Annotated in this window: 27 protein-coding genes; 25 read left to right on the top strand and 2 right to left on the bottom strand. The window is 65.7% G+C overall.

Translation table 11 applies throughout. The annotated features are described in order from the left end of the window. The first annotated feature begins 16 nt into the window (after positions 1-16). The 20 genes from ACQR2C_RS02455 to ACQR2C_RS02360 all read left to right on the top strand — a co-directional run bounded on the left by ACQR2C_RS02455 (position 17) and on the right by ACQR2C_RS02360 (position 19419). Positions 17-1033, top strand: a complete 1017-nt coding sequence (locus ACQR2C_RS02455) for a HupU protein (protein ID WP_434880349.1) — start codon at positions 17-19, stop codon at positions 1031-1033. Beyond that, complete coding sequence (locus ACQR2C_RS02450) at positions 1030-2469, top strand: nickel-dependent hydrogenase large subunit (RefSeq protein WP_434880348.1); 1440 nt, start codon at positions 1030-1032, stop codon at positions 2467-2469. Before ACQR2C_RS02455 ends, ACQR2C_RS02450 begins: the two co-directional genes overlap by 4 nt. Before the next feature lie 234 nt (positions 2470-2703). Beyond that, positions 2704-3807 carry a hydrogenase small subunit gene (locus tag ACQR2C_RS02445; RefSeq protein ID WP_315802060.1) on the top strand — a complete coding sequence of 368 codons (1104 nt, stop codon included), beginning with the start codon at positions 2704-2706 and terminating at the stop codon, positions 3805-3807. A gap of 21 nt (positions 3808-3828) precedes the next feature. Then, complete coding sequence (locus tag ACQR2C_RS02440; RefSeq protein ID WP_434864174.1) at positions 3829-5619, top strand: nickel-dependent hydrogenase large subunit; 1791 nt, start codon at positions 3829-3831, stop codon at positions 5617-5619. A 16-nt stretch (positions 5620-5635) separates the two neighbouring features. Next, a complete protein-coding gene (gene cybH, locus ACQR2C_RS02435; RefSeq protein ID WP_315802062.1) occupies positions 5636-6379 on the top strand; it encodes a Ni/Fe-hydrogenase, b-type cytochrome subunit in 744 nt (247 codons plus the stop codon). A 13-nt stretch (positions 6380-6392) separates the two neighbouring features. After that, positions 6393-6980 carry a HyaD/HybD family hydrogenase maturation endopeptidase gene (locus tag ACQR2C_RS02430; protein WP_315802063.1) on the top strand — a complete coding sequence of 196 codons (588 nt, stop codon included), beginning with the start codon at positions 6393-6395 and terminating at the stop codon, positions 6978-6980. Positions 6981-7002: 22 nt separating this feature from the next. Further along, positions 7003-7293, top strand: a complete 291-nt coding sequence (locus ACQR2C_RS02425; RefSeq protein ID WP_315736711.1) for a HypC/HybG/HupF family hydrogenase formation chaperone — start codon at positions 7003-7005, stop codon at positions 7291-7293. A 236-nt stretch (positions 7294-7529) separates the two neighbouring features. Continuing rightward, on the top strand, positions 7530-7976 hold the full coding sequence (locus tag ACQR2C_RS02420; protein ID WP_434880347.1) for a hydrogenase accessory protein: 447 nt from the start codon (positions 7530-7532) through the stop codon (positions 7974-7976). Further along, positions 7973-8836, top strand: coding sequence for a hydrogenase expression/formation protein (locus ACQR2C_RS02415; RefSeq protein WP_315802065.1), 864 nt, complete (start codon positions 7973-7975; stop codon positions 8834-8836). The genes ACQR2C_RS02420 and ACQR2C_RS02415 overlap by 4 nt, the downstream gene beginning before the upstream one ends. Next, positions 8833-9045 (top strand): rubredoxin, encoded by a 213-nt coding sequence (locus ACQR2C_RS02410; protein WP_315736715.1) that lies wholly within the window; start codon positions 8833-8835, stop codon positions 9043-9045. Before ACQR2C_RS02415 ends, ACQR2C_RS02410 begins: the two co-directional genes overlap by 4 nt. Further along, positions 9042-9551 (top strand): [NiFe]-hydrogenase assembly chaperone HybE, encoded by a 510-nt coding sequence (hybE, locus tag ACQR2C_RS02405; protein ID WP_316236918.1) that lies wholly within the window; start codon positions 9042-9044, stop codon positions 9549-9551. Before ACQR2C_RS02410 ends, hybE begins: the two co-directional genes overlap by 4 nt. Continuing rightward, positions 9548-10654: a nickel-dependent hydrogenase large subunit gene (locus ACQR2C_RS02400; RefSeq protein WP_315802067.1), complete on the top strand. Its 1107-nt coding sequence runs from the start codon at positions 9548-9550 to the stop codon at positions 10652-10654. Before hybE ends, ACQR2C_RS02400 begins: the two co-directional genes overlap by 4 nt. After that, positions 10647-10988, top strand: a complete 342-nt coding sequence (gene hypA, locus ACQR2C_RS02395; protein ID WP_315802068.1) for a hydrogenase maturation nickel metallochaperone HypA — start codon at positions 10647-10649, stop codon at positions 10986-10988. Before ACQR2C_RS02400 ends, hypA begins: the two co-directional genes overlap by 8 nt. Continuing rightward, on the top strand, positions 10988-11953 hold the full coding sequence (gene hypB, locus ACQR2C_RS02390) for a hydrogenase nickel incorporation protein HypB (protein ID WP_434880346.1): 966 nt from the start codon (positions 10988-10990) through the stop codon (positions 11951-11953). Before hypA ends, hypB begins: the two co-directional genes overlap by 1 nt. After that, on the top strand, positions 11950-14214 hold the full coding sequence (gene hypF, locus ACQR2C_RS02385) for a carbamoyltransferase HypF (RefSeq protein ID WP_434880345.1): 2265 nt from the start codon (positions 11950-11952) through the stop codon (positions 14212-14214). Before hypB ends, hypF begins: the two co-directional genes overlap by 4 nt. Next, the gene (locus ACQR2C_RS02380) at positions 14214-14450 is read left to right on the top strand and encodes a HypC/HybG/HupF family hydrogenase formation chaperone (RefSeq protein ID WP_315802071.1); all 237 of its coding nucleotides are present in this window, start codon (positions 14214-14216) and stop codon (positions 14448-14450) included. The genes hypF and ACQR2C_RS02380 overlap by 1 nt, the downstream gene beginning before the upstream one ends. After that, complete coding sequence (hypD, locus tag ACQR2C_RS02375) at positions 14447-15574, top strand: hydrogenase formation protein HypD (RefSeq protein WP_434839332.1); 1128 nt, start codon at positions 14447-14449, stop codon at positions 15572-15574. Before ACQR2C_RS02380 ends, hypD begins: the two co-directional genes overlap by 4 nt. Then, positions 15571-16611 carry a hydrogenase expression/formation protein HypE gene (gene hypE / locus ACQR2C_RS02370; protein WP_315802073.1) on the top strand — a complete coding sequence of 347 codons (1041 nt, stop codon included), beginning with the start codon at positions 15571-15573 and terminating at the stop codon, positions 16609-16611. Before hypD ends, hypE begins: the two co-directional genes overlap by 4 nt. An 8-nt stretch (positions 16612-16619) precedes the next feature. Next, complete coding sequence (locus ACQR2C_RS02365) at positions 16620-18077, top strand: sigma-54-dependent transcriptional regulator (RefSeq protein WP_434880344.1); 1458 nt, start codon at positions 16620-16622, stop codon at positions 18075-18077. Beyond that, on the top strand, positions 18052-19419 hold the full coding sequence (locus ACQR2C_RS02360; protein WP_315802075.1) for a sensor histidine kinase: 1368 nt from the start codon (positions 18052-18054) through the stop codon (positions 19417-19419). The genes ACQR2C_RS02365 and ACQR2C_RS02360 overlap by 26 nt, the downstream gene beginning before the upstream one ends. Before the next feature lie 136 nt (positions 19420-19555). Here the strand turns inward: ACQR2C_RS02360 and ACQR2C_RS02355 are convergent, their stop codons facing one another. Next, complete coding sequence (locus ACQR2C_RS02355; RefSeq protein WP_434845750.1) at positions 19556-20242, bottom strand: GntR family transcriptional regulator; 687 nt, start codon at positions 20240-20242, stop codon at positions 19556-19558. Between the two features lie 100 nt (positions 20243-20342). Beyond that, positions 20343-21056 carry a GntR family transcriptional regulator gene (locus tag ACQR2C_RS02350; protein WP_316217760.1) on the bottom strand — a complete coding sequence of 238 codons (714 nt, stop codon included), beginning with the start codon at positions 21054-21056 and terminating at the stop codon, positions 20343-20345. Positions 21057-21110: 54 nt separating this feature from the next. Between ACQR2C_RS02350 and ACQR2C_RS02345 the strand changes: the two genes are divergently transcribed. The 5 genes from ACQR2C_RS02345 (at position 21111) to ACQR2C_RS02325 (ending at position 26445) form a co-directional block, all read left to right on the top strand. Next, positions 21111-21719 carry a copper chaperone PCu(A)C gene (locus tag ACQR2C_RS02345; RefSeq protein WP_316217759.1) on the top strand — a complete coding sequence of 203 codons (609 nt, stop codon included), beginning with the start codon at positions 21111-21113 and terminating at the stop codon, positions 21717-21719. A gap of 89 nt (positions 21720-21808) precedes the next feature. Next, positions 21809-23587: a PQQ-dependent dehydrogenase, methanol/ethanol family gene (locus tag ACQR2C_RS02340; protein ID WP_434845751.1), complete on the top strand. Its 1779-nt coding sequence runs from the start codon at positions 21809-21811 to the stop codon at positions 23585-23587. Positions 23588-23653: 66 nt separating this feature from the next. Next, on the top strand, positions 23654-24184 hold the full coding sequence (locus ACQR2C_RS02335; protein ID WP_434845752.1) for a c-type cytochrome: 531 nt from the start codon (positions 23654-23656) through the stop codon (positions 24182-24184). Beyond that, on the top strand, positions 24181-24813 hold the full coding sequence (locus ACQR2C_RS02330) for a hypothetical protein (protein WP_434839327.1): 633 nt from the start codon (positions 24181-24183) through the stop codon (positions 24811-24813). The genes ACQR2C_RS02335 and ACQR2C_RS02330 overlap by 4 nt, the downstream gene beginning before the upstream one ends. 81 nt (positions 24814-24894) lie before the next feature. Next, positions 24895-26445 (top strand): AMP-binding protein, encoded by a 1551-nt coding sequence (locus ACQR2C_RS02325; RefSeq protein WP_434880343.1) that lies wholly within the window; start codon positions 24895-24897, stop codon positions 26443-26445. Positions 26446-26459: the final 14 nt, after the last annotated feature.

Genomic DNA, 26459 nt, shown 5'->3' with positions numbered 1-26459 from the left:
CGCGCGGGTACGGATGATGGCCGGCTCGGACGAAATGACCAGGATGCTGTGGCTGCAGGGCGCGAGCTGCGGCGGCTGCACGATGTCGATCCTGGAAAGCGGTGCGTCCGGCTGGTTCGACGAGTTGCGCCAGTCCGGCATTGACCTGATCTGGCATCCCTCTGTCAGCGAAGAGACCGGGGACGAAGTCGTCGAACTGTTGGAGGCGATCCGCGACGGCCGCGAGCGGCTCGATCTGCTGGTGCTCGAAGGCTCGGTCGCACGCGGGCCGCATCTGAGCGGCCGCTTCAACATGCTCGCCGGCACCAACCGCTCGATCTATCACTGGCTGCTCGATCTGGCGCCGCTGGCCGACTACGTCGTCGCCGTCGGCAGCTGCGCGGCCTATGGCGGCATTCCTGCTGCCGGCATCAACCCGACCGACGCGGTCGGATTGCAGTTCGAGGGCAGTGACATCGGCGGCGCGCTCGGCGCGGGATTCCGCTCGAAACGCGGGCTGCCGGTGATCAACGTCGCAGGCTGCGCGCCGCATCCGGGCTGGATGATGGAAAGCCTGCTGGCGCTCACCTCGGGCGATCTGACGGCAGACGGCCTCGACGCAGTGGGACGTCCGACCTTCATCGCCAATCACTTGGCTCATCACGGCTGCTCACGCAATGAGTTCTACGAGTTCAAGGCGAGCGCTGAGACGATGTCGGAGCGCGGCTGCCTGATGGAGCATCTCGGTTGCCGCGCGACGCAGGCGGTCGGCGATTGCAATCAGCGCTCCTGGAATGGCGGCGGCTCCTGCACCAAGGGCGGGTACGCCTGCATCGCCTGCACCTCGCCGGGCTTCGAGAGCACGCAGAACTATCTGGAGACGGCGAAGCTCGCGGGCATTCCCGTAGGCCTTCCGACCGACATGCCGAAAGCCTGGTTCGTGGCGCTTGCCGCGCTGTCGAAATCGGCCACGCCGCGCCGCGTGCGGGTCAATGCGACGGCGGATCATGTCGTGGTGCCGCCGGGCCGGCCCAGTGACAAGCGCCGTCCATGACGCGGATCACGGTCGGGCCGTTCAATCGTGTCGAAGGCGACCTCGAGGTCAGGCTCGATATCGAGAGCGGCCGCGTCACCAGGGCGGAAGTGACGGCGCCGCTCTATCGCGGCTTCGAGCAGATCCTGGAGGGGCGGCCGCCGCTGGACGCGCTGGTGATCGCACCGCGAATCTGCGGCATCTGCTCGGTGTCGCAATCGATCGCCGCCGCCGCCGCGTTGCGCCAGGCCATGGGCATTGCGGCAGCGCCAAACGGCATCCTCGCGGCCAACATTGCCCATGCGGCCGAGAACGCGGCGGACCATCTGACGCATTTCTACATCTTCTTCATGCCGGACTTCGCCCGCGACGCCTACGTCGCGCACGCTTGGCATTCGGCTGCGGCCGAGCGTTTCGCGGCGACGAAGGGCAGCGCGGCTCGCGAAGCGTTGCCGGCGCGCGCGCGGCTGCTCGAGATCATGGGCCTGATCGCCGGCAAATGGCCGCACAGTCTCGCCTTCCAGCCGGGCGGGACGACGCGCGCGATCGAGCTCGGCGAGCGCGTGCGCCTCAACGCGATCGCGGCGTCGTTTCGCGGTTTTCTTGAACGCGCCGTGTTTGCCGACAGGTTGGAGAATGTGCTCGCCTTGTCGACGTCGGACGAGCTCGACCGTTGGCGCGAGGGCCGCGCCGGCGACTTCGCGCATTTCCTGCGCATCGCCGACGCGCTCGATCTGGCGCATCTTGGCCCGGGCTCCAGCCTGCTGATGAGTTTCGGCGCTTATCACGAATCTGACAGTGCGCACTTCCGGGCCGGGCTTCGCACCCGCGATGGAACGATCGAAGCGCTGCCGTCGAATCGGATCACGGAGGACGTGTCGCACGCCTGGATGCGTGCGACCTCGCTCGATCCGGCCGAGAGCCGGACCGAGCCCGACGCCGACAAGCCCGACGCCTATAGTTGGTGCAAGGCGCCGCGGCTTGCGGGAGAACCGGTCGAGGTCGGCGCTCTCGCAAGGCAGGCCATCGACGGTCAGCCGTTGATCTCCGCGCTGCTCGCGGGCGGTCGCAGCAATGTCCGCAATCGTGTCATCGCCCGGCTGATCGAGACCGCGCGCCTCGCGCTGGCGATCGAGCATTGGATCAAGGCACTGCGTCTCAACGAGCCGTTCTGCGACAACAGCGCCAGTACGGCCGACGGCAATTTCGTCGGGCTCGTGGAAGCTGCGCGCGGCAGCCTGGGCCACTGGCTCGCGGTGCGCTCCGGCCGCATCGAGCGCTATCAGATCATCGCGCCGACCAGCTGGAATTTCTCTCCGCGCGACGCGGATGGGATAGCCGGTCCGCTCGAACAGGCGCTGGTCGGCACCGAGGTCGGCGATGCCGGCGCTCGTGCGGTCGGCATCCAGCACGTCGTGCGGTCGTTCGATCCGTGCATGGTCTGCACGGCGCATTGAGCGCGCTGCACACAGGTAGGCAGCAAGCGGAAACAAGCTTGTCGGTGCAAAGCGCGTGATTTCCGATTATCGCGCGCGATCCGCTGTCGAAGCCTTAGCCGCTGCGGCCTCACTGCTTCAAGCATCTGGAATCATTATGATTCAAATCCAGGGATGATGCTGGCCCGCATCTTGCTGTCCTTCTCGCCAGAACGCGATCACACGATCGCCAACGCGATATCAGGGGGAGGACTCATGGGCGCGGCAACGGAAACTTTTTACAGCGTCATCCGGCGTCAGGGCATCACGCGGCGCAGCTTTCACAAATTCTGCAGCCTGACGGCGACGAGCCTCGGGCTCGGGCCGGTCGCGGCGAGCCGCATCGCCAATGCGCTGGAGACCAAGCCGCGCACGCCGGTCATCTGGATGCACGGGCTCGAATGCACCTGCTGCTCGGAGAGCTTCATCCGTTCGGCGCATCCGCTGGTGAAGGATGCCGTGTTGTCGATGATCTCGCTCGACTATGACGACACGATCATGGCGGCGGCCGGCCACCAGGCCGAGGCGATCCTCGAGGAGACGCGCGCGAAGTACAAGGGACAGTACATTCTCGCGGTCGAGGGCAATCCGCCGCTGAACGAAGGCGGCATGTTCTGCATCGACGGCGGCAAGCCGTTCGTCGAGAAGCTGAAGATGATGGCCGAGGACGCGATGGCGATCATCGCCTGGGGCGCTTGCGCCTCCTGGGGCTGCGTGCAGGCGGCGAAGCCGAATCCGACGCAGGCGACGCCGATCGACAAGGTCATCACCAACAAGCCGATCATCAAGGTGCCGGGCTGCCCGCCGATCGCCGAGGTCATGACCGGCGTCGTCACCTTCATCACTACCTTCGGCAAGCTGCCAGAGCTCGACCGCCAGGGCCGGCCGAAGATGTTCTACTCACAGCGCATCCACGACAAGTGCTATCGCCGGCCGCATTTCGACGCCGGCCAGTTCGTCGAGGAGTGGGACGACGAGGCGGCGCGCAAGGGCTACTGCCTCTACAAGATGGGCTGCAAGGGCCCCACCACCTACAACGCCTGCTCGACGGTGCGATGGAATGGCGGCGTATCGTTCCCGATCCAGTCGGGTCATGGCTGCATCGGCTGCTCGGAGGACGGCTTCTGGGACAAGGGCTCGTTCTACGACCGCCTCACCAACATCAAGCAGTTCGGCATCGAGCACAACGCCGACCAGGTCGGCATGGTGGCCGCGGGCACGGTAGGTGCGGCGGTCGCAGCGCATGCGGCGGTCACGGCGGTCAAGCGTCTCGCGACCAAACGCGACGACGCCAAGGAAAACGCCAAGCAAGATCATTGATCGAATTCAGGACAGGCAACGATGGGCATCCAGACTCCCAACGGCTTCAATCTCGACAATTCCGGCAAGCGCATCGTCGTCGATCCGGTCACCCGCATCGAGGGACATATGCGGGTCGAGGTCAACGTCGATTCCGACAACGTGATCCGCAATGCGGTCTCCACCGGCACGATGTGGCGCGGTATCGAGGTGATCCTCAGGAACCGCGATCCGCGCGACGCCTGGGCCTTCACCGAGCGGATCTGCGGCGTCTGCACCGGAACGCACGCGCTCACATCGGTGCGCGCGGTCGAGAACGCCCTCGGCATCACCATTCCGGAGAATGCCAACTCCATTCGTAACCTCATGCAGCTTGCGCTGCAGGTGCACGACCACGTCGTGCACTTCTATCATCTGCACGCATTGGACTGGGTCGACGTGGTCTCGGCGCTCTCGGCCGATCCAAAGGCGACGTCGACCTTGGCGCAGTCGATCTCGAGCTGGCCGCTGTCGTCGCCCGGCTATTTCAGGGACCTGCAGACCCGTCTCAAGAAGTTCGTCGAGTCCGGCCAGCTCGGTCCGTTCAAGAACGGCTATTGGGGCAGCAAGGCCTACAAGCTGCCGCCTGAGGCCAATCTGATGGCCGTGGCACACTATCTGGAGGCACTCGATTTCCAGAAGGAGATCGTCAAGATCCACACCATCTTCGGCGGCAAGAATCCACATCCGAACTGGCTGGTGGGCGGCGTGCCGTGTCCGATCAACATCGACGGCACCGGCGCGGTCGGCGCCATCAACATCGAGCGGCTGAATCTCGTCTCGTCGATCATCGATCGCCTGATCGAGTTCAACGAGCTGGTCTATCTTCCCGACGTGGCCGCGATCGGCTCGTTCTACAAGGACTGGCTCTACGGCGGCGGCCTGTCCGGCAAGAGCGTGCTCGCCTATGGCGACGTGCCCGAGCATGCCAACGACTACTCGGCCAAGAGCCTGAAGCTGCCGCGCGGTGCGATCATCAACGGCAATCTGTCGGAGGTGTTTCCGGTCGATCATGCCAATCCGGACGAGATCCAGGAGTTCGTGGTTCACTCCTGGTACAAATATCCCGACGAGACCAAGGGGCTGCATCCCTGGGACGGCATCACCGAGCCGAACTACGTGCTTGGCCCCAACGCGAAGGGCACCAAGACCGACATCAAGGAGCTCGACGAGGGCGGCAAATATTCCTGGATCAAGGCGCCGCGTTGGCGCGGCCACGCCATGGAGGTCGGGCCGCTCGCACGCTGGGTCGTCGGCTATGCGCAGAACAAGGCGGAGTTCAAGGACCCGGTCGACAAGTTCCTGAAGGATCTCGACCTGCCTCTGACGGCGCTGTTCTCGACGCTCGGCCGCACCGCGGCACGTGCGCTGGAATCGGTCTGGGCCGGACGGCAGATGCGCTACTTCCAGGACAAGCTGATCGCCAACATCAAGGCCGGCGACAGCTCGACGGCGAATGTCGACAAATGGAAGCCGGAGAGCTGGCCGAAGGAGGCCAAGGGCGTCGGCTTCACCGAGGCGCCGCGCGGCGCGCTCGCGCACTGGATCAAGATCAAGGATACCAAGATCGACAATTACCAGTGCGTTGTGCCGACGACCTGGAACGGCTCGCCGAGGGATCCCAAGGGCAACATCGGCGCCTTCGAGGCGTCGCTGATGAACACCCCGATGGCCAATCCCGAGCAGCCGCTGGAGATCCTGCGCACGATCCATTCCTTCGATCCGTGCCTGGCCTGCTCGACGCACGTCATGAGTCCGGATGGCCAGGAGCTGGCCGAGGTCAAGGTCAGGTAGTACGGGGAGCAGGGTCATGATGGATGCAGTTGCACGCCCGCCCGAGTCGGGGACGGACATCGCCGCGATCGCAGCCGACGCCGCCGGCGAGCATGCGGTCGGCCGGCCCACGGTCTATGTCTACGAAGCGCCCGTGCGCATCTGCCACTGGGTCAACGCGTTCGCGATCATCGTTCTGATGATCACCGGCTATCTGATCGGATCACCGCTGCCGACGGTGTCGGGGGAGGCGTCGGCGAATTTCGTGATGGGCTACATCCGCTTTGCCCATTTCGCGGCCGGACAGGTGCTGGCGGTGTTCTTCCTCGCCCGCATCTTCTGGGCTTTCGTCGGCAACCACCACTCCCGGCAGATCTTCTACATTCCGGTGCATCGCAAGCAATTCTGGAAGGAGGTGCTGCACGAGATCCGCTGGTACGCGTTCCTGGAGCGTGAGCCGAAGATGTATGTCGGCCACAATCCGCTGGCGCAGACGGCGATGTTCACCGGCTTCACGCTGTTCGTGACCTTCATGATCGTCACCGGCTTTGCGCTCTATTCGGAAGGCACCGGGATCGACAGCTGGCAGCACAAGCTGTTCGGCTGGGTATTCGCGATCTGGCCGAACAGCCAGGACGTCCATACCTGGCATCATCTCGGGATGTGGGCGCTGGTCACCTTCGTGATGGTGCACGTCTATGCCGCCATTCGCGAAGACATCATGTCGCGCCAGAGCATCATCTCCTCGATGATCTCGGGCGAGCGGCAGTTCCGCGACTGACAGGAGGGCCGGCATGGTCGATGAGCGCGGGCGCGACCGCATTCTGGTGCTCGGGATCGGCAACATTCTCTGGGCTGACGAAGGCTTCGGTGTGCGGGTGGTGGAGGAATTCCACCGCCGCTTCACCGTGCCCGACAACGTCACGATCCTCGATGGCGGCACGCAGGGGCTCTACCTCGTCAACTATGTCGAGGAAGCCGATAGTCTGATCGTGTTCGACGCCATCGACTACGGCCTCGTGCCGGGCGAGCTCAAGCTCGTCCGGGACGACGAGGTGCCGCGCTTCACCGGCGCCAAGAAGATGAGCCTGCACCAGACGGGCTTCCAGGAAGTGCTGAGCGCGGCCGACCTGCTCGGCCGTTATCCGCAACGGCTTGCGCTGATCGGCTGCCAGCCGCTCGACCTCGAGGATTGGGGCGGGCCGCTGACCGCGCCTGTCCTCGCGCAGATCGGGCCGTCGATCGAGCTGGCCTGCGCCCTGCTGGCGGAATGGGGCGCACCCGCCGTGCCGCGGCGTGAACCGCTCGCCGGCGACGAACGCCTGCTTGCGAACGACATCGACCATCACAGCTACGAGCTGCGGGCGCGCCCGGCCGAGTGACCGCGCCGCGAGGAAATCCGCCATGTGTCTTGGCCTGCCGATGACAATCCTCGAGACCGATGGCGTCTCGGCACTGTGCAGCTTCGACGGCGAGGAGCGCCGCGTCTCGGTGCTGTTGCTGTCGAACCCGCCGGTGGGGGCCAAGGTGCTCGTCTATATCGACAACGCCGTTCGCCTGCTCGATGACGAAGAAGCGCGGCTGATCGGTGAGGCGCTGCGCGGCCTGCAGGCGGCCGTGAACGGCGAGAATTGCGATGACTTCTTCGCGGATCTGATCGGGCGCGAGCCGGAGCTGCCGGAGCATTTGCGGTAGCGGCGTGATGCCCTCGGGCAGCGCCGGATTGCTGATAACAGAATTTCCATAGATGAAGTAAGTTTGCAGGCTTTGTCTGGAAAGCACCTTTCCGATTTCTTGCGCAATCCTTAGTTGCAATAAAAACCGAATATGTTTCAATGTCTTGGATGCTACCGGCCCCGCGTGGGTGTCTGGCACGTCGATTGCTGATCATGGGGAATATGGCAACGATAACTGGTCAGGGAGAAACACCGATGGAAATGCAGCAGCGTGATCCCGCGCGCGCGCGAGGCGGGTTGCCGGAGGTCGATGCCGGCACCGTCGATGCCTTTCTCGCCGAGGCTGATTGCGCCGGGCTTGTCGCCGTGCTGCTGTCGGCCGGGGATCCCGCGCGATTTCCGGAGGCGCTGGACGTGGCCATCGTGCTGCCGGAGCTGATCACGGCGTTTCAGGGCCGGCTGCGTGGCGCCATCATCGCGCGCGACGCGGAGGCCGAGCTCGGGGCGCGATTTGGCGTGCGCGTGCAGCCGAGCCTGATCCTGTGCCGCGGCGCGGAGACGCTTGGCCTGATCGCCAAGATCCAGGACTGGTCTGTCTATGTCGACCGCATCTCGCGGCTGATCGACCGGCCGCAGGGCGCGACGGCGGCGGTCGTCGCCAGCATCGTCCCAGTCCATCAGCCTGCGGGAGTCGAGCGATGAAGCCGGGATTCTGGATCGCGCCTGAAGGAGCCGAGGAGCCGGTCAACATCTTTCCGATCGGCGAAGAGGCGCTCGATACGTCCCACAAGGGACTGACCGCTTCCGGAGCGCTGGCCAAGCTGGCCTCGCTCGACTCGGAGGCGCTGGCGCGGAGCTGCCCGCGCGCGGTCGAATTGCTGTCGACGATTGCATCCGCCATCGCGGCGCAGACTGCCGGCGCACCGACGCAATTATTCCGTCTCGAAGGCCTCAACGATCTCGAGCGGCGGCTGATCGACGACGTGCTGGGCGAGGGCGAGGTCGCGGGCGTCGTGGCTCTTCCCGACGGGACGCTGGCTCAAATCCAGGAATCGGTGCTCGCCGGCATCTGGCGGGTGCGGCTGGAAGCGGATGAGCGCCACGACTACATCGAGGTCGGCGCCGTGCCGGAGATCGTGTCGCGCGCCGCCGCCGATCTGACCGCGGGTGACATCGTGATCGGCCCTGTGCCCGAGGGCACGATGAACGCGCTGCCGGTGCTCGCCGAGATCCGCGAGCGCGCGCTGTCCTGGCGACCGGGCCAGCGCTCGCAGACCATCAACTTCACGCTGCTGCCGATGAGCCCGGCCGACATGAGTTTCCTGCAGCAGACGCTCGGCAACGGCCCGATCCAGTTGATGTCGCGCGGCTACGGCACCTGCCGCGTGCTCGCGACCGGCATCCGCCATGTCTGGTCGGTGCAGTTCTTCAACGCCATGGATACGATCATTCTCGACACCCTCGAAGTCGGCGGCGTGCCGGTGGTCGCGCTCGCCGCGGCTGAGGATTTCGAGGATTCGGCCGAGCGCCTGACCCAGATCATCGAGGCCTATTTCACATGAGCGGCGGCTTCGAGAATTTCGGTGTCCGCAGCGATCTCGCTGATGACGTGTTGCTGGAGTGCGGCATCTGCTGGACGCGCTACGATCCGGCCGAAGGTGACGGCGTCGCGCAGATTCCGCCGGGGACGCCGTTCGCGGCGCTGCCGGACGACTGGCATTGCCCGAACTGCGATGCGCCGAAAGCCAAGTTCATGGTGGTCGAGCCATGAGCGCTGAGGCGGCCGGGCAGGGCACGTCTGACGTCACGCCGGTCGCGTGGGGCGAGCGTCTCGCCGGCTTCTATCGCGAGATCGGCGCGCGTGCGATGCGCGATCTGCCGATCTATCACGACGCGCTCGACGTCGAGGCGATTGGATTTTCGGTTGTCGAGGGCCGCATCCTCGGCATCGTCGTCACGCCGTGGTTCATGAACGTGGTCACTCCGGCCGCCCAGGGCTCCGCGGGATCCGTCGTCAAGATCGTGCTTCCGGCCGGCTCGTTCGAGTTCACGATCGGCGATATCGCCGGGATCGGGCGGATCGCGAGCTGCTCGCTGTTCTCGCCGATGTTCCAGTTCGACGACATGGTCGCGGCGCGTGCGGCGGCTGAGGCCGCTCTGGCCGCGCTGATGACGGCGCCGGAGGATGACCTGTCGTCCGAACGCGCTGCGAAGGCGTCGAGCACGATCGATCGCCGGGCGTTCCTGCGTGGGACCCTTTCCGAGGGCCGCGCATGACCCTCACGTTCCGCAACCGCATCGACGTCACGCTGTCGGTCGCTGATCAGCTGATCGTCGGCGTCGACATTCAGCCGCGCACGCGGCCGCCGCTGGAACGGCTGTTCGCCGGCAAGCCGGCCGAGATGCTGCTTGCGGCCCTGCCGCGGCTGTTCTCGCTGTGCGCCGGTGCACACCAGGTCGCGCTGCTCTCGGCGCTGGAGGCGGCCCGCGGCGAGCAGGCTGCGCCGTCGACGCGCCATCGTCGGATCCAGGCCGTGCTGGCGGAACGGTTCGCCGAACTCATGCGCGGTCTGCTGATTGCTTCAATGGCGGACAATCGCAGTGTCGCGCAGCCGGTGCAACGGCTGTTGCAGGCGATCGCCTCGCTGCAGACGCCTTCCGACGCTGATGCCCCGCAGCAATCTCGCGCTGCAACCTTGTCTCAAATCAAGATGGGCATGGTGGCTCTGGGCATAGGCTGGCCAGCGGAGCCGGTTCTGCCGGGAACTCCGCTTGCATCGATGATGGACGCGGCCCGGAAGGCCGCCGATGATGGAGGATGGAGCCACATGCCGGCCGAGCACGACATCCTGTCGGCCGCCGATGATGGCGCCATCGTCACGCGATTGATCGACGTGGGATCTGCCTTTGCTGAGGCTCCCGAACTTGACGGCCGCGTTCCGGAGACCGGAGTCTGGGCCCGCTATGCGGAGCGCCATCAGTTGGCATCAGCCGGCCCCGTCGAACGCCTCTCAGCCAAGATCGCTGAGATTGCCGAGCTGCTCCGCTTGATCGAGGCGGGTGAGGCGGAGGCCGCCGCGGCCGACCCGCATGCCGTCGCAAGCTACGGGCTTGGCCCGCGGCGCGGCGCCGCCGCGGTCGAATGCGCGCGCGGCCGGCTGCATCACGCGATCGAGCTGGATGCGCACGGCACGGTCTCGCGTTTCGAGTATCTGGCGCCGACGGAATGGAACTTTCACCCGCGCGGTCCTGTCGTGAGGAGCCTCACGGGAGTTGCGCTGCGCGGCACCGTCGATCGCCACGCCGTCCATACGATGGTCGGATCGTTCGATCCCTGCGTCGGCTATCACCTGGCGTTCCGGGGGATGGCCGATGCATGAAATGGCGCTGTGCGAAGGCATCGTCGAGATCGTCGAGCAGGAGGCACGCAAGGGCGCCTTCTCCACGGTGAAGACCGTATGGTTGGAGATCGGTGCGCTCAGCCATGTCGCGCCGGAGGCGCTGCGATTCTGTTTCGAGGCGGTGACCGCGAAGACCCTGTTGCAGGGGGCAGCGCTCGAGATCATCGAACAGCCGGGCACGGCATGGTGCCTGGGCTGCTCGCGCAGCGTCGAGATCAGCCAACGCTATCAGCCTTGTCCGGTCTGCGGCAGTCATCAGCTGCAGGTCACGGGCGGTGAGGACATGCGGGTCAAGGAGCTGGAGGTCGAGTAATGTGCACGGTGTGTGGCTGCAGTGACGGCAAGTCCTCCATCGAGACCGGTGATCATGATCACGATCACGGCGAGCATCATCATGCTCATGGACATGATCACAGCCATGATCAGTCCGGACATCATCACCATTACGGCCATCATGATCACGAGCATGGTCACCATCACGATGATCACCATCATGATCACGGTCGCGCGCATGATCATCATCATGATCATGCTGCCGACCACGTCGACTGTTCGGCCAATCCGGCCGGACAGGAGGTTGCCGGTCTCTCCAGCGGGCGCATCATCCAGATCGAACGCGACATTCTCGGCAAGAACAACCGGCTCGCGGCAAAAAACCGCGCGCGCTTCGCCGCGCATGACGTGCTGGCATTCAATTTCGTCTCCAGCCCAGGCGCCGGCAAGACCTCGCTGCTGGTGCGCGCCGTCTCCGATCTCAAGCAGAGCCGGCCCGTCGCGGTGATCGAGGGCGACCAGCAGACCTCCAACGATGCCGAGCGCATCCGCGCCACCGGCGTGCCGGCGATCCAGATCAACACCGGCAAGGGCTGTCATCTCGACGCGGCCATGGTCGGCGAAGCCTTTGGCCGGCTGCCGTCTTTGCGCGGCGGGCTGCTGTTCATCGAGAATGTCGGCAACCTCGTCTGTCCGGCCGCCTTCGATCTCGGCGAAGCTTGCAAGATCGTCGTGTTCTCGACCACCGAGGGCGAAGACAAGCCGCTCAAATATCCCGACATGTTCGCGGCATCATCGCTGATGCTGATCAACAAGATCGATCTGGCGCCGGTGCTCGATTTCGATCTTGCGCAGACGATCGAATATGCCCGCCGCGTCAATCCGAAGATCGAGGTGCTGACGATCTCCGCGAAGACAGGCGAGGGCCTTTCTGCGTTCTACGCCTGGATCAGGAAGCAGTCTGAGCGGATGCGGGCGAGCGCAGCGAACGCGGTGCGGGGATGAGCACGCCCGGCCGGACATCGGCGGCGAACCATGCGCGCCTCAGGCTCCGCGTCCGCGGCGCCGTGCAGGGCGTCGGCTTTCGTCCCTATGTCCACGGCCTGGCCACGCGCCATCGGCTCGGCGGCTTCGTCGCCAATGACGCTGATGGCGTGCTGATCGAGGTCGAGGGCGACGAGGTCGCTGACTTCGTCGCGGCGCTGCCGCAGCAGGCGCCGCCGCTGGCCCGCATCGACGACATCGCCGTCGAGCCGATCGTGGCCGATTGCAGCACGGGCTTCCGGATCGCCCAGAGCACGGGCGGGCGCGTCACGACGCGGATCGTGCCCGACGCCGCCACCTGTGACGCGTGCCTGGCCGAGCTGTTCGATCGCAATAGCCGCTTCCATCTCTATCCCTTCGTCAACTGCACCCATTGCGGCCCGCGCTTCACCATCGCCGAGCGCCTGCCTTACGATCGCGCGTCCACTTCGATGAAGCGCTTTCCGATGTGCGAGGCGTGCCGGTCCGACTACGAAGATCCCGCCGGGCGCCGCTTTCATGCCGAAGCGATCTCTTGTCCGCGCTGCGGTCCGCAGCTCAGCCATGGCATCGATGATATCGCAGCCGTGCTCGCGAATGGCAGGATCGTGGCCATCAAGGGTCTCGGTGGCTATCAGCTGCTGTGCGACGCCCGGGATGAGCAGGCCGTCCAGCGGCTGCGCGCGCGCAAGCAGCGCGATGGCAAGCCGTTCGCCGTGATGCTCGCTACGGTCGACGCTGCAACCGAGATTGCCGAGATTGATGCGCCTGCGCGCGCGCTGCTGGAGCAGGTGGCGCGACCGATCGTGCTGCTGCGCTCGCGCCAACGTGTCGCGTCCTCGGTCGCACCGGGCCTTTCGAAGATCGGAGTGTTGCTGCCGCTCGCACCGCTGCATCATCTGATCTTCCATGCGCTGGAGGCGCGCCGGCCGGCCGCTGATGGACCATGGGCGGTGGTCTGCACCAGCGCCAATCCAAGTGGCGAGCCGCTGCTGACCGACAATGACGAGGCGCGCGCGGACCTCGCCGACATTGCGGATCTGATCGTCACCCACGATCGCGACATCGTCATCCGCGCCGACGATTCCGTGCTTGCTGTCGTGGCCGGCGTTCCCCGCTTCGTCAGGCGCGCGCGCGGCTATGTTCCGGAGCCGATCCGGCTCGCGCGCGCCATGCCGCCGGTGCTCGCGGTCGGCGCTCAGCTGAAGGCGACGGTGACGGTGACGCGCGGCGACGAGGCATTCGTGTCGCAGCATCTCGGCGATCTCGACACCGGGCCTGCGATCCGCTTCTTCGAGGAGACGATCGCGCATCTCACCTCCATCCTGGACGTCGAGCCGGTCGCGATCGCGCATGACCTGCACCCGGACATGGCGTCGACGCGGTTCGCGCTGGCACACGGTCTGCCGACGCTGCCGGTGCAGCATCACCATGCGCATGCGGCCTCGGTCATGGCCGAGCATGGCGTGACCAGCCCCGCCCTCGCGCTGGTGCTGGATGGCTATGGCTATGGCAGCGATGGCGGCGCCTGGGGCGGTGAGTTGCTGTCGTGCGACGGAGCGGGCTTCCAGCGCCTCGGCCATCTCGCTCTATTGAAGATGCCGGGCGGCGACCGGGCCGCACGGGAGCCGTGGCGGATGGCGGCTTCCGTGCTGCACGATATTGGTCGCGGTGACGAAATCGGGTGGCGTTTTGCGACCCAGCCGCAGGCGCGAAACATGCCGATGCTGCTGGATCGTGCCGATGCCGCGGTTACCAGCAGTGCCGGCCGGTTGTTCGATGCCGTGGCCGGCCTGCTCGGTGTCAACACGGTGCAGAGCTACGAAGGCGAGGCGGCGATGAAGCTGGAGGCGCTGGTGCGGGAACCGGCGACGCTGGAGCGCGGCTGGACCATTGCCGATGGCGTGCTGTCGCTGCGGCCGCTGCTCGCGCATCTGATCGCGGGTGATCCCGGCGCCGTCGAAGCGGCGGGGCTGTTTCACGGCACGTTGGCCGAAGCCTGCGTCGAATGGATCACGAGCGCGTCGCGCGCGACCGGCATCGGCACGATCGTGCTGAGCGGCGGCTGCTTCCTCAATGCGCATCTGGCCGAACAGATCGTGCGCGGCTGCCGTTCCGCAGGCCTCGACCCGCTGCTGCCGCGCCGGCTGCCGCCCAATGATGGCGGCCTCAGCCTCGGGCAGGCCTGGGTGGCGGGTCTGCATCTCACGCAAAACAATATGGTGTCTGGAGGGACCGTCTGATGTGCCTGGCCATTCCTGCCGAGGTGATCAAGCTCTTGCCTGACGACATGGCGATCGTCTCGATCGACGGCGTCAGCAAGGAGGTCTCGATCGCGCTGATCGAGGAGATCGCCGTCGGCGACTACGTCATTCTTCATGTCGGCCATGCGCTGGCCAGGATCGATCCGGAGGAGGCGCGCGAGACGCTCGACCTGCTCCGGCAGATGGGCGAGGTTGTGGCGGAGGTCAGACCATGAAATATGCCGACGAGTTTCGCGACAAGGAACTGGCGACCGGGCTTGCGCGCGCCATCCGCGCCAAGGCCGATCCGGCGCGCGCCTATCGCTTCATGGAGTTCTGCGGCGGCCACACCCATGCGATCGCGCGCTACGGCCTCGAGGACATGTTGCCGGACAATGTGCGCATGATCCACGGCCCGGGATGTCCGGTCTGCGTGCTGCCGGCCGGGCGCATCGACATGGCGATCGCGCTCGCCGAACGCCCCGAGGTCATCCTCTGCGTCTATGGCGACCTGATGCGCGTGCCGGGCTCGCGCGGGTCCTCGCTGCTCAAGGCGAAAGCGCGCGGCGCCGACATCCGCATGGTATACTCGACGCTGGATGCGATCGCGCTGGCCGAGCAGAATCCTGGTCGCGAGGTGGTGTTCTTCGCCATCGGCTTCGAGACGACGACGCCGCCGACCGCCGTGATGATCCGGGCCGCCGAGAAGAAGCAATTGTCGAACTTCACGGTGTTCTGCAACCACGTGCTGACCCCGCCCGCGATGCGCGCGATCCTCGACAGCGACACGCCGATCGAGATCGACGGCTTCGTCGGACCGGCGCATGTCTCTACCGTGATCGGTACCGAGCCCTACGCGCCGTTCGCGCGCGATGACGGCAAGCCGGTCGTGATCGCGGGCTTCGAGCCGCTCGACATGATGCAGGCGATCCTGATGCTGATCGAGCAGGTCAATGACGGCCGTCACGAGGTCGAGAACCAGTATCGCCGCGCGGTGACCGGCAGCGGCAACCAGCGCGCCATCCGCGAGGTCGCCGAGATCTTCGAGCTGCGCGATCAGTTCGAATGGCGCGGGCTCGGCAGCATTCCGGCGAGCGCATTGAAATTGCGGCCCGCCTTTGCGCATCTCGACGCCGAGCTGCGCTTCGCGATGTCCGAGCTGGTCGTCGCCGACAACCCGGCCTGCGAATGTCCGGCCATTTTGCGTGGCCTGAAAAAGCCGGTGGACTGCAAGCTGTTCGGCACCGCCTGCACGCCGGAGACGCCGATCGGCTCCTGCATGGTGTCGTCGGAAGGCGCCTGCGCGGCGCATTGGACCTATGGCCGCTTCCGCGACCATCAGCGGAGGCTCGCATCATGAGCATTCACCAGCGCCGGCTCGACATCAAGAGCGGCTGCATCGACCTCTCGCACGGCGCCGGCGGCCGCGCGATGGCGCAACTGATTGCCGGCCTGTTCCACGAGGCGTTCGGCAACGAATGGCTGGCGCGCGGCAACGACCAGTCGGCGTTCGACGTCGCGGCCGGCCGCATGGTGATGACGACCGACGGCTATGTCGTCTCGCCGCTGTTCTTCCCCGGCGGCAATATCGGCTCGCTCGCGGTGCACGGCACGGTCAACGACATCGCCATGGCCGGCGCCAGGCCGCTGTATCTGTCGGCCAGCTTCATCATCGAGGAGGGGTTTCCGTTTTCCGACCTGAAGCGGATCGCCGATGCGATGGGCGAGGCGGCGCGCGAGGCCGGCATCGCGATCATCACCGGCGATACCAAGGTGGTCGAGCGCGGCAAGGCGGATGGCGTGTTCATTTCGACGGCCGGTGTCGGCGTGCTGCCGCAAGGCCTCGATCTCTCTGCCGACAAGGCCAGGCCCGGTGACCGCGTGCTGCTGTCCGGCAGCCTCGGCGACCACGGCGTGGCGATCATGTCGCGGCGGCAGAACCTCACCTTCGACACCGAGATCGTCTCCGACTCGGCCTCGCTGCACGGTCTCGTCGCCGACATGGTCGCAGCCGGCGGCGCCGGCATCCGGCTGATGCGCGATCCCACGCGCGGCGGGGTTGCGGCCACGATGAACGAGATCGCCCAGCAGTCGAATCTGGGCTTCCGTCTGCAGGAGGAAGCGATTCCGGTGAAGCCGGCGGTCGCGGCCGCCTGCGAGCTGCTCGGGCTCGATCCACTCCACGTCGCCAATGAGGGCAAGCTGGTCGCGATCGTCGCGCCTGAGCTGGCCGGCGCCGTTCTCGCCGCCATGAGGGCGCATCCGCTCGGCCGCGATGCGGCTGAGATCGGCGAAGCTGTGGCCGATGATCATCGCTTCGTCCAGATGGCGACGAGCTTCGGCGGCGGCCGCATCGTCGACTGGCTGTCGGGCGAGCAGCTGCCGCGGATCTGCTGAGACGCGCGATGGGCATCCAGGGAACGATACTGGTCGTGGACGACGAGGTCCGGTCACAGGAGGCGCTGCGGCGCGTCCTCAACCAGGATTTCGAGGTCTTGTGTGCGGGCAACACCAACGATGCCGAGAAGCTGCTCGAAGGCGAGATCGTGCATGCGGTGATCTGCGACCAGCGCATGCCGCAGGAATCCGGCGTCAGCTTCCTGAAGCGCGTGCGCGAGATGTGGCCCGACCCTGTCAGGATGATCATCTCGGGCTATTCGGATTCCGAGGACATCATCGCCGGCCTCAACGAGGCCGGCATCTATCAGTATATCACGAAGCCCTGGCAGCCGGACCGCCTGATCGAGATCGTCCGCGAGGCCGTGCAGCTCTACCGGCTGCAGAAGGAGACGGAGACCGCCGGCGTCGACGTGAAGGCCACGCCGGCCCATATCAAGAAGGTCGTGTCGGTCAAGCGCGGCGCCGCCAAACAGCTCTATGATTTCGACCGCATCGTGCATTCGGCCGCGAGCCCGATGCGCAACGTGATCGAGCTCGGCCGGCGCGCCGCCGATTACGACATCTCGGTCTTGATCACCGGCGAATCCGGCACCGGCAAGGAGCTGCTCGCACGTGCGATTCATTATGGCTCTGCGCGCGCCACCAAGGCCTTCGTGGTCGAGAATTGCGGCGCGCTGCCGGATGAGCTGCTCGAAAGCGAGCTGTTCGGCTGCAAGAAGGGCGCGTTCACCGGCGCCTATCAGGACCGCATCGGCCTGTTCGAGGTCGCCGACGGCGGCACCATCTTTCTCGACGAGATCGGCGAGACATCCCCCGCCTTTCAGGTCAAGCTGCTGCGCGTGCTGCAGGAGAGCGAGATCCGGCCGCTCGGCGCGCAGCGCGTGCGCCAGGTCGATGTGCGCGTGGTCGCCGCGACCAACCGGGATCTCGAGGCCGAAGTCGAGGCGGGCCGCTTCCGGCGCGATCTGTACTACCGGCTCGCCGCGTTTCCGGTGCACATGCCGTCCTTGCGCGAACGGCCGATGGACATTCCGCTGATCGCCGAGGGCGTGCTATCGGCGGTGAAGACATCGTTCAACCGGCCGCATCTGCGGTTCGCACCGGCGGCGCTTGAGGAATTCTCCCGCTATCACTGGCCCGGCAACGTTCGCGAGCTGCAGAACGAGATCCAGCGCATGGCCGTGCTGGCCGATGCCGACGAACTGCGCTGTCCGCCGTTTGCCGGCCGGCGCAGCGGCCGCCGCGCCGCGCCCGCGATCGCCAATGGCAAGCTCAATGGTTCCGGGAGCCTGAAGGACAAGGTCGAGGATCTCGAAAAGACCATCATCGTTCACTGTCTGGAGAAATATGATGGTAACATCAGTCGCGTCGCGAGCGAGCTCGGCCTGTCCCGAGTGGGGCTCCGGAACAAATTGTCGAGATACGATCTGAAGAAGCATGGCAAAGGCCACTCACTCTCCTGAGTCCGGGGCTGACACGCTGCTCAAGCTGATCGCGAGCAGCAGCACGCTCGAACTCGACAGCGAGCGCGAAGGCGTGTGGATCGAAGTGATCCGCAAGATGGACGAGGTCTATTCCGACCTGCTGCGCTACGAGGTCGATCTCGAGCACAAGAACGCCGAGCTCGAGGAAGCCCAGGCGTTCGTCACCAACGTCATCGAGTCCGTCTCCGACATCCTGGTCGTCTGTGACGCCAGGGGCACCGTACAGCAGGCCAACTCCGCCTTTCTGCAGACATCGGGACGGGCTTTGGCCGACATCGCAGGTCGCAACATCGCCGAGATGATCGATCCCGATCATCGGCCCAAGCTCGCCGCGCTGCTGACGCCGCGCAGCAGCGCCGATGTGGTCGACGGTGAATTGCGCTTTGCCGCGGCCGCCGGAGTCAGCTCCGATCTGTTCGCGATCAACAGCTCGCCGCGGCATGACCATCGCGGCCGCTTCATCGGCGTGGTGCTGACGGGACGCCCGATCGGCGAGCTGCGCCGCGCCTATGAGGCCCTGCACAAGGCGCATCAGGAGCTGCAGCGGGCGCAGCGGCAATTGGTCGAGCAGGAGAAGATGGCGAGCCTCGGCCGCCTCGTCGCCGGCGTGGCCCACGAGCTGAACAATCCGATCAGCTTCGTCTACGGCAACATCCACACCCTGATGCGCTACCGCACCTCGCTGGTCGGCTATCTCGATGCCATCCACGAGCAGCCGGTCGCGGATGATGTCGCTGCGCTTCGCAAAGATCTCAGGATCGATGCCATCCTGGAGGATTTTGGCCCGCTGATCGATGGCACGCTGGAAGGCGCGGTGCGCATCAGCGAGATCGTCAAGAACCTACGCCGCCTGTCGTTCTCGAAGCTCGGCGAGGTCGAGCGCGTCAACATCGAGCGACTGATCAATACCGCCGTGCTGTGGGCGGGGCGCACCAAGCAGCATCGTGTCGACATCCAGATCGAGGTCGAGCCGGATCTGTGGATCTCCGGCAACGAAGGCCAGCTGCATCAGGTGATCGTCAACCTCGTGGAGAACGCGATCGACGCGATGCGATCGACCGACCTGCCGCGCCTTCTGGTCGCGGTGGCGCGCCAGGGCAGCGAGATCGCCTTTCGCATCACCGACAACGGCCCCGGCATCGACAAGGATCATCTGACCCACATCTTCGAGCCGTTCTTCACGACCAAGCGCGTCGGGGAGGGGACGGGGCTCGGGCTGTGGATCAGCTACGGCATCGTTCGCGAGCACGGCGGCGAACTGCTGGCCAGCAACGAGCCGCAGGGCGGCGCCACGTTCTCTTTCACCTTGCCGGCGGCTTGACGATGCGCGCAGGGGCTGCCGCCGACGCCGACATGGGATGCTGAGCGTCCTCATCTTCCTTGAACGTCCGAGGCGATGCCGGGATTCCTGACGCGGGGTTGCCGGACGTCGCCGGCAAAGGCCAAGTCCGACGTGATCAGGACGCCGTCGCGACCGGCACGGGCTCGCGCTGCTTCGACAGCCGCGCCAGCAGCACCGTGGCGGTTCGCGTGATGTGCTGCCGGGCAAGATCCTCGGCTGTCTGCGCATCGCCTGCGATCACCGCCCGCAGGATGTCCTCGTGCTGGTCCCAGATCCGCCGCGGGGTCTCGTCGCGCATCAGGACCTCGCCCATCAGGCGCCTCAGATGCAGCCAATGCGGCAGGGTGGTGTCCTGGATGACGGAGTTGCCGGAGATCTCGTAGAGGAATTCATGAAACTTGACGTCGGCCTCGATCAGCTTCTCGACCGAATGCTCGCGCTCGGCGCGCCGGCCCTGCTCGATCAGCTTGGGGCCCTCCTCGGCCGCGCGCTCGGCGCCGCGCGTCGCCGCGAGCCGGCAGGCGAGGCCCTCGGCGACGGCGCGTATTTCATAGAGGTTGCGGATGAAGTCCGTGTCGATCGGCGCGACTTCCAGGCCGCGGCCCGGCGCGTCGCGGACGAACCCCTGATTGCGCAGCAGCAGCAGGGCCTGCTGCACCGGCTGGCGCGAGACGCCGAGGTCGCGGGCGAGATCGTCCTGGATGAGGCGGGCGGATTCCGGCAGCTCGCCGCCGACGATGTCGGAGAGAATGCGCTCGTAGACGCGTTCGGTCAGGCTCGGCTGTGTCTTCAGCGGTGGCACACGGCCTCCACGGGATCAGGTGTGATGTCCGGTCGCGCGTGTGAGACTGCCGTCCCGGAGCCCGGCGCTCGCATGGCGGACGAGGTCGGTCTGAATGGGGTCATACCGAGAGTTTCCGCGCGGCGAGCGTCCGCCGCTGCTTGGAGTTGCTGTCCTGCTGGATTTTGAGGTGATGGATGAACACACTGGCCGCGCGCGAAATGTGCTCGCGGCTCAGCCGTTCTGCCTCGGTGCTGCGGCCCTCGATCACGGCTGCAAGAATGTCCTCGTGCTCGTCCCAGACCATCCGGGACATGCTCTGCTCCTTCTGCAGCACGTCGGACATCACCCGCTTCAGGCATGGCCAATGCGGCGCCATCGTCTCGCCGATCAGCGCGTTGCCGGAGAGGTCGCCGAGGAATTGATGGAAGGCGATGTCGGTCTCGATCTTGCGGTTGACGAGCCCGCTCTTCACCGCCTCGTGGCCGGCCGCGATGTAGGCCGGGCCTTCGCGCGCGGCACGCTCGCTCGCGCGCTCGGCGGCCAGCCGCGCCGCGAGGCCTTCGAGAACGGCGCGCATCTCATAGAGATCCCGGACGAAGGCGGGGTCCAGCGGCGCCACGATCAGGCCGCGGCCCGGCGCGCTCTGCACCAGCCCGCAGCCGCGCAACAGGATCAGCGCCTGCTGAACCGGCTGGCGCGACACCCCGTAAGCCTGAGCCAGATCATCTTGGATCAGCCGCGAGCCCGGCGTGAGAACGCCACTGACGATCTCGTCAGTGATCGCCTCGACGACCTGGTCGACCAGAGAGGGAGCGGCGGGCACGATTCGCATGGGCCATCACATTTTGCCGGACATTAGCATGTCAAGTCCGAAAATCGATTTGCGATGCATTCGAATTCAGAGTACGAATTCAGAAAAGGCGCCGCACTAAGGCAAGTTAAAAAGCGGCCAAACAGGGGAGGGACTCCGTTGTCGGAAGATCCGACCAGTCGGGAGTGCGGTCAGGTCTGGTCCGTGCGCCCGGAGGGCAGCGTGCGCGCCGGTGTGATGTCGGCGGTGTCGCGCGCATTGCTGGTGGCGTCGGTTACGTCGTTCGGCGCGATGACGCCTGCGCTCGCCGCGGCCGGAGAAGGGTTGACCTTGTCCGATGCCTGGGTGCCGGCGGCGCCCGAGGTGGGGCGCGACATCCCGCTGCTGATCACGATCAAGAACGACACGACCGCGCCGGAAGCCTTGATGCGCGTGCGCTGTCCGGTCGCCAATTTCTCTGAGCGGCACACCGTCGATCGCGGCGAAGGCGCTCCGGCGATGCGCTCCATTCCCAACATTCCCATCGCTGCAGGCAGCACGTTGGTGCTGCTGCCGACCGCCTATCACGTCATGCTGCTGCAGACGCGGGAGCCGCTCGAGCCAGGCAGGCGCTTCACCTGCACGATCGTGTTCCAGAAAGCAGGATCCATCGAAACGGAGGTCGAGGTTCGCAAGTCCCCTTGAAGCGTGTTTGTCGCCTGCTGCTCTCCGCCTTCGGGATCGGCGGAGCGGTATTCGCTCCAACTCATAATCAATAATGGGAGAAGGAAACGATGAGGATAAACGTCAGGTCAACCTTGCGGGCGGTGCTGCTGGCCAGCGCAGCCTTCGCCTGTTTCCAGCTTGCGTCGCCGGCGCAGGCCGCCGACGAGATGACCCCCGAGCGGCTGCTCAACGCCGACAAGGAGGCCGGCAACTGGCTCCACCATCATAAGAACTACTCGGGCACGCGGTTCTCGGCGCTGAAGGAGATCAACAAGGACAACGTCAAGAACCTGAAGGTCGCCTGGACCATGCATCTCGGCGGCGTCGAGGGCGGCGGCATCTGGAGCCACGGCGGTCTCGAAGGCACGCCGATCGTCGAGAACGGCATGATCTATGTCACCGACGGCTGGGGCTCGGTGTACAAGATCGATGCACGCGGTGGCAAAGGCCAGATGGTCTGGAAGATGGATCCGAAGACGGATCACGACTGGGCCGGCGCGATCGCCTGCTGCGGCGTCGACAATCGCGGTGTCGCGCTGTGGGGCAACCTCGTCGTGTCGCACACGCTCGACGGCCGCCTGATCGCGACCAACAAGGAAACCGGGCAGGTTGCCTGGCAGCGTCAGGTCGCCGATCCCGACAAGGGCGAGGTGATCACCGGCGCGCCGCTGATCGTGAAGAACATGGCGATCTCGGGCGTCGCCGGCGCCGAATACGGCATCCGCGGATGGATCGCGGCGACCGACCTCACCACGCAGAAGGAGGTCTGGCGCACCCACACCATTCCGGCCAAGGGCGAGCCCGGCAGCGAGACCTGGAAGGACAGCAACGACGCGGCGGCGGCCGGCGGCGGTTCGACCTGGGTCACGGGCACCTATGATCCGGCGACCGACACCATCATCTGGGGCGTCGGCAATCCCGGCCCGGACTGGGACAACGCCTATCGTCCCGGCGACAACCTCTACACCGACAGCTCGCTGGCGCTCGACGCGAACACCGGCAAGATCAAGTGGCACTATCAGCACACGCCGAACGATCCCTTCGACTATGACAGCGTCGCCGAGAACGTCCTGGTCGATGTGCCCGCGCCGAACGGCTCCACCCTGAAGCTCGCGCTCGAGGCCGACCGCAACGGCTTTGCCTATGCGATCGACCGCACCAGCGGCAAGTTCATTTGGGGTCTGCCCTTCGTCAAGAAGGTCACCTGGACCAAGGGGCTCGATGCCGAGACCGGCAAGCCGATCGAGTATGATCCGAAGAACCCGGTGCAGCGCTACAATGCGTCGGTGTCGCCGCATCGTGAGAACAAGGTCGCGGACATCTGCCCGGGCAACATGGGCGGCAAGAACTGGCCGCCGACCTCGTACAATCCGGACCTGAAGCTCTGGTACATCCCTGTCATCGAGAGCTGCAACCGGATCACCGTGGAAGAAGCGACCAAGGACAAGCTGAAGCCGCGTGAGTTCTGGACCGGCGGCGGACCGAGCCAGCCATTCAAGATCACGGGCAGCGTGACCGCGATCGACGTCACCACCGGCAAGATCGCCGGCAAGATGGAGACGCCGTTCCCGAATCTCGGCGGCATGCTGTCGACGCCTGATCTCGTCTTCACCGGCCAGCCCTCGGGCGAGGTGATGGCGCTCGATGCCAAGACCCTGCAGAAGCTGTGGGAGTTCAACACCGGCGGCGGCGTCAATGCGCCTCCCGTGACGTTCTCGGTCGACGGCAAGCAATACGTCGCGATCCTGGTCGGTCTCGGCGGCGCCTGGGACAAGTGGTTCATCGAATCCACGCCCGAGCTGAAGAAGATCCAGCCCGGCTCGATGCTCTACGTCTTCTCGCTGTGAAGTCGACAGCGGAGCGGAGGCGTCGCCTCCGCTCCGCCCCTATCCCCTGTTCGACAAGAAGATCAGATGAAACTCAGTGCGATCACGTTCGCTGTGGCATCGGCTTTCGTCCTCGGTTCTGCTTCGCTCGCGTCGGCGCAGTCCGCGGCGCCGACGGATCCGACCGAGGCCGGCAAGGCCGTGTTCAAGCGCGCGAACTGCGTCGGCTGCCACAAATGGCATGGTAATGGCGGTGGCGGCTATGGCGGCGACGCGCTGTCGCTGCGCAAGACGCAGCTCACCCGTGACCAGATCATCGAGACCGTGACCTGCGGCCGGCCCGGGACGGGCATGCCGTACTTTGCGCGCGACTCCTATGACACGGCGAAGTGCTACGACATGAGCCGCCAGGATGTCGGCGAACGCATGCCGCCCGAGGGCGGCGTGTTCCTGCGGCCCAACGATATCCAGGCGGTCGCGGATTACGTGCTCGCGCACATCAAGGGCCGCGGCGAGCCGAACTACGACGAGTGTACCGCGTTCTTCGGGAACACGTCGCGGGTCTGCGACATCTACAAGACGAATGCCGCCAAGCCTGCAAGCGAGCCATCGAAATGAAGCGGTCAACCTGCGCTGCGATCTTCGCCACGTTCGTGCTGTCGTTCGTGATGCATGCGGCCTCGGCGCAGGCCGTACCGAACTACGATTTGCGCGACATCACCGTCGGCATGCCCGTCGGCGACCTGCCCAATGAGGGCTATGTCAATCTGACTTGCGCCAAGGATCCGAATCGCAAGCTCAATGCGTGGTCGGCGTGGCGCGACTGTCCAGCGGACGAGCAGGCGCGGCACGCGGTGCGCTTCGATTTCGATCCGGAGACCAGCCAAGACGGCACCAAGGTGGCCGGTCATCCCGTGCTGCTGACGGTCCTGGTCGACGACAAGGGCACCGTCACCGGCCTGACGATCGAGACCGACCCGAAGGCGCGGCTCTATATTCGCAAGAAGGCCTTCCTGCTCGGCAACCAGGTGAAGTCGCGCTATGGCGCCGAGGGCTGGGAGTGCAAGGAGCAGCAGCCGACCGCAGGCGAGCAGCCGGTCGGGGGCGTGTTCCTCCGCGAGGTCTGCAAGAAGACGGTGCCCGGCCGGACGCTGACGGTCGAGCGCGAGCTGTTCCGCAAGCCGGACCAGGACATCAAGAGCTTCGTCGATCAGACGCTGGTGCGGATCACGAAGGATATCAACTAGTCCGTCGCCGATCTTCATCGCGCTCCGCTGGAGGCGCGCGCCAGTCGGCGTCGTGAACCCGGCCGCCGGGAGGAAACGACGATGAGGGATCTCTTGAATTTCGGGCAGATGCTGTCGGCCCATGCGCGCATGTCGCCGCAGCGCACCGGTGCCCGCGATCTCGAACGTGCGATGAGCTTTGCGCTGTGGAACGAGCGCGCGTGCCGGCTCGCCAACGCGCTGCTCGGGCTCGGCCTTGCCAAGGGCGATCGCGTTGCGATCCTTGCCTACAATTGTGTCGAATGGTGCGAGATCTATGCGGCCACGGCCAAAGCCGGGCTGGTGGCGCTGCCGATCAATTTCCGCCTCACCGCGCCCGAGATGCAGTTCATCGTGCAGAATGCCGAAGCGGCCGCCGTCATCGTGCAGGACGAACTCGTGGGCCTGGTCGAGGAGGCGCGCAAGGATCTCGGCATCGCCGACGACCGCTTCATCCACTTTGGCACCAAGCCGCGTCCGGCAGGCTATCGCGGCTACGAGGACATCATCGCCGCGGCTGCGGACCGCGAGCCGGATCAGCAGGTCGCGCTGTCCGATCCCTGGACCCTGATGTACACCTCGGGCACCACCGGCAAGCCGAAGGGCGTGCTGCGCAGCCATCGCAGCGCCGTCCTCCTGTCGATGGTCACCGAGATCGAGCTGAAGCTGAGCCGCAACGACGGCGCGCTGCTGGTGATGCCGATGTGCCATGCCAATTCGCTGAACTTCTTCGGCGCGTTCGGCTATATCGGCGGCGTCAATTCGATCTATTCGCGCAAGAGCTTCGATCCCGAGCACGCGGTGACGACGCTCGCCGATGGCGGCTCCACCTTCACCTCGCTGGTCCCCACGCACTACATCATGATGCTCGATCTGCCGCGAGGGTTGCGCGCGGAGCACGATTTCAGCGCGGTCACCAAGCTGATGATCTCCTCGGCGCCGGCGCGCCCGGAGACCAAGCGCGAAGTGATGGAGATGTTTCCGAAGTCCGGCCTCTACGAGCTCTACGGCGCGACCGAGACCGGCTGGGTCACCATGCTGCATCCGCACGAGCAGTTCACCAAGCTGGGTTCGGTCGGGCGCGAATGCGTCGGCGCCGCGCCGATCCGCATCCTCGACGAGGCAGGCCGCGAGGTGCCGGACGGCGAGGCGGGTGAGCTCTATTCGAGCAACGCGCACACGTTCGACTGCTACTGGCGCCTGCCGGAGAAGACCGCGGAGGCGTTCCGCGGCGACTATTGCTCAGTCGGCGACATGGCCCGCCGCGATGCCGACGGCTATATCCATCTCGCCGACCGCAAGAGCAACATGATCATCTCCGGCGGCGAGAACATCTATCCCTCCGAGGTCGAAGCGCAGGTCGGAGCCCATCCGGCCGTCAAGGACATCGCCGTGATCGGCCTGCCCGACGACAAATGGGGCGAGCGCGTCCACGCCGTGATCGTGCCGCGCGACGGCGTGACGGTGAAGGAGCACGAGCTGGTCGATTGGGCCAAGGAACGTCTGGCCGGTTTCAAGCGGCCGCGGTCCTATGCCTTCATCACCGACGCTGAGATGCCGCGCAACGCCACCGGCAAGATCCTGCATCGCGAGCTGAAGAAGAGATTTTCGTGAGTTGGTCGCTGCAA

Origin of the sequence: Bradyrhizobium sp. HKCCYLRH3061, assembly GCF_051168015.1 — a bacterium.
Taxonomy (GTDB): domain Bacteria; phylum Pseudomonadota; class Alphaproteobacteria; order Rhizobiales; family Xanthobacteraceae; genus Bradyrhizobium.
The sequence above is the reverse complement of the archived record's forward strand: the minus strand, read 5'-3'. Positions and strand labels throughout refer to the sequence as shown.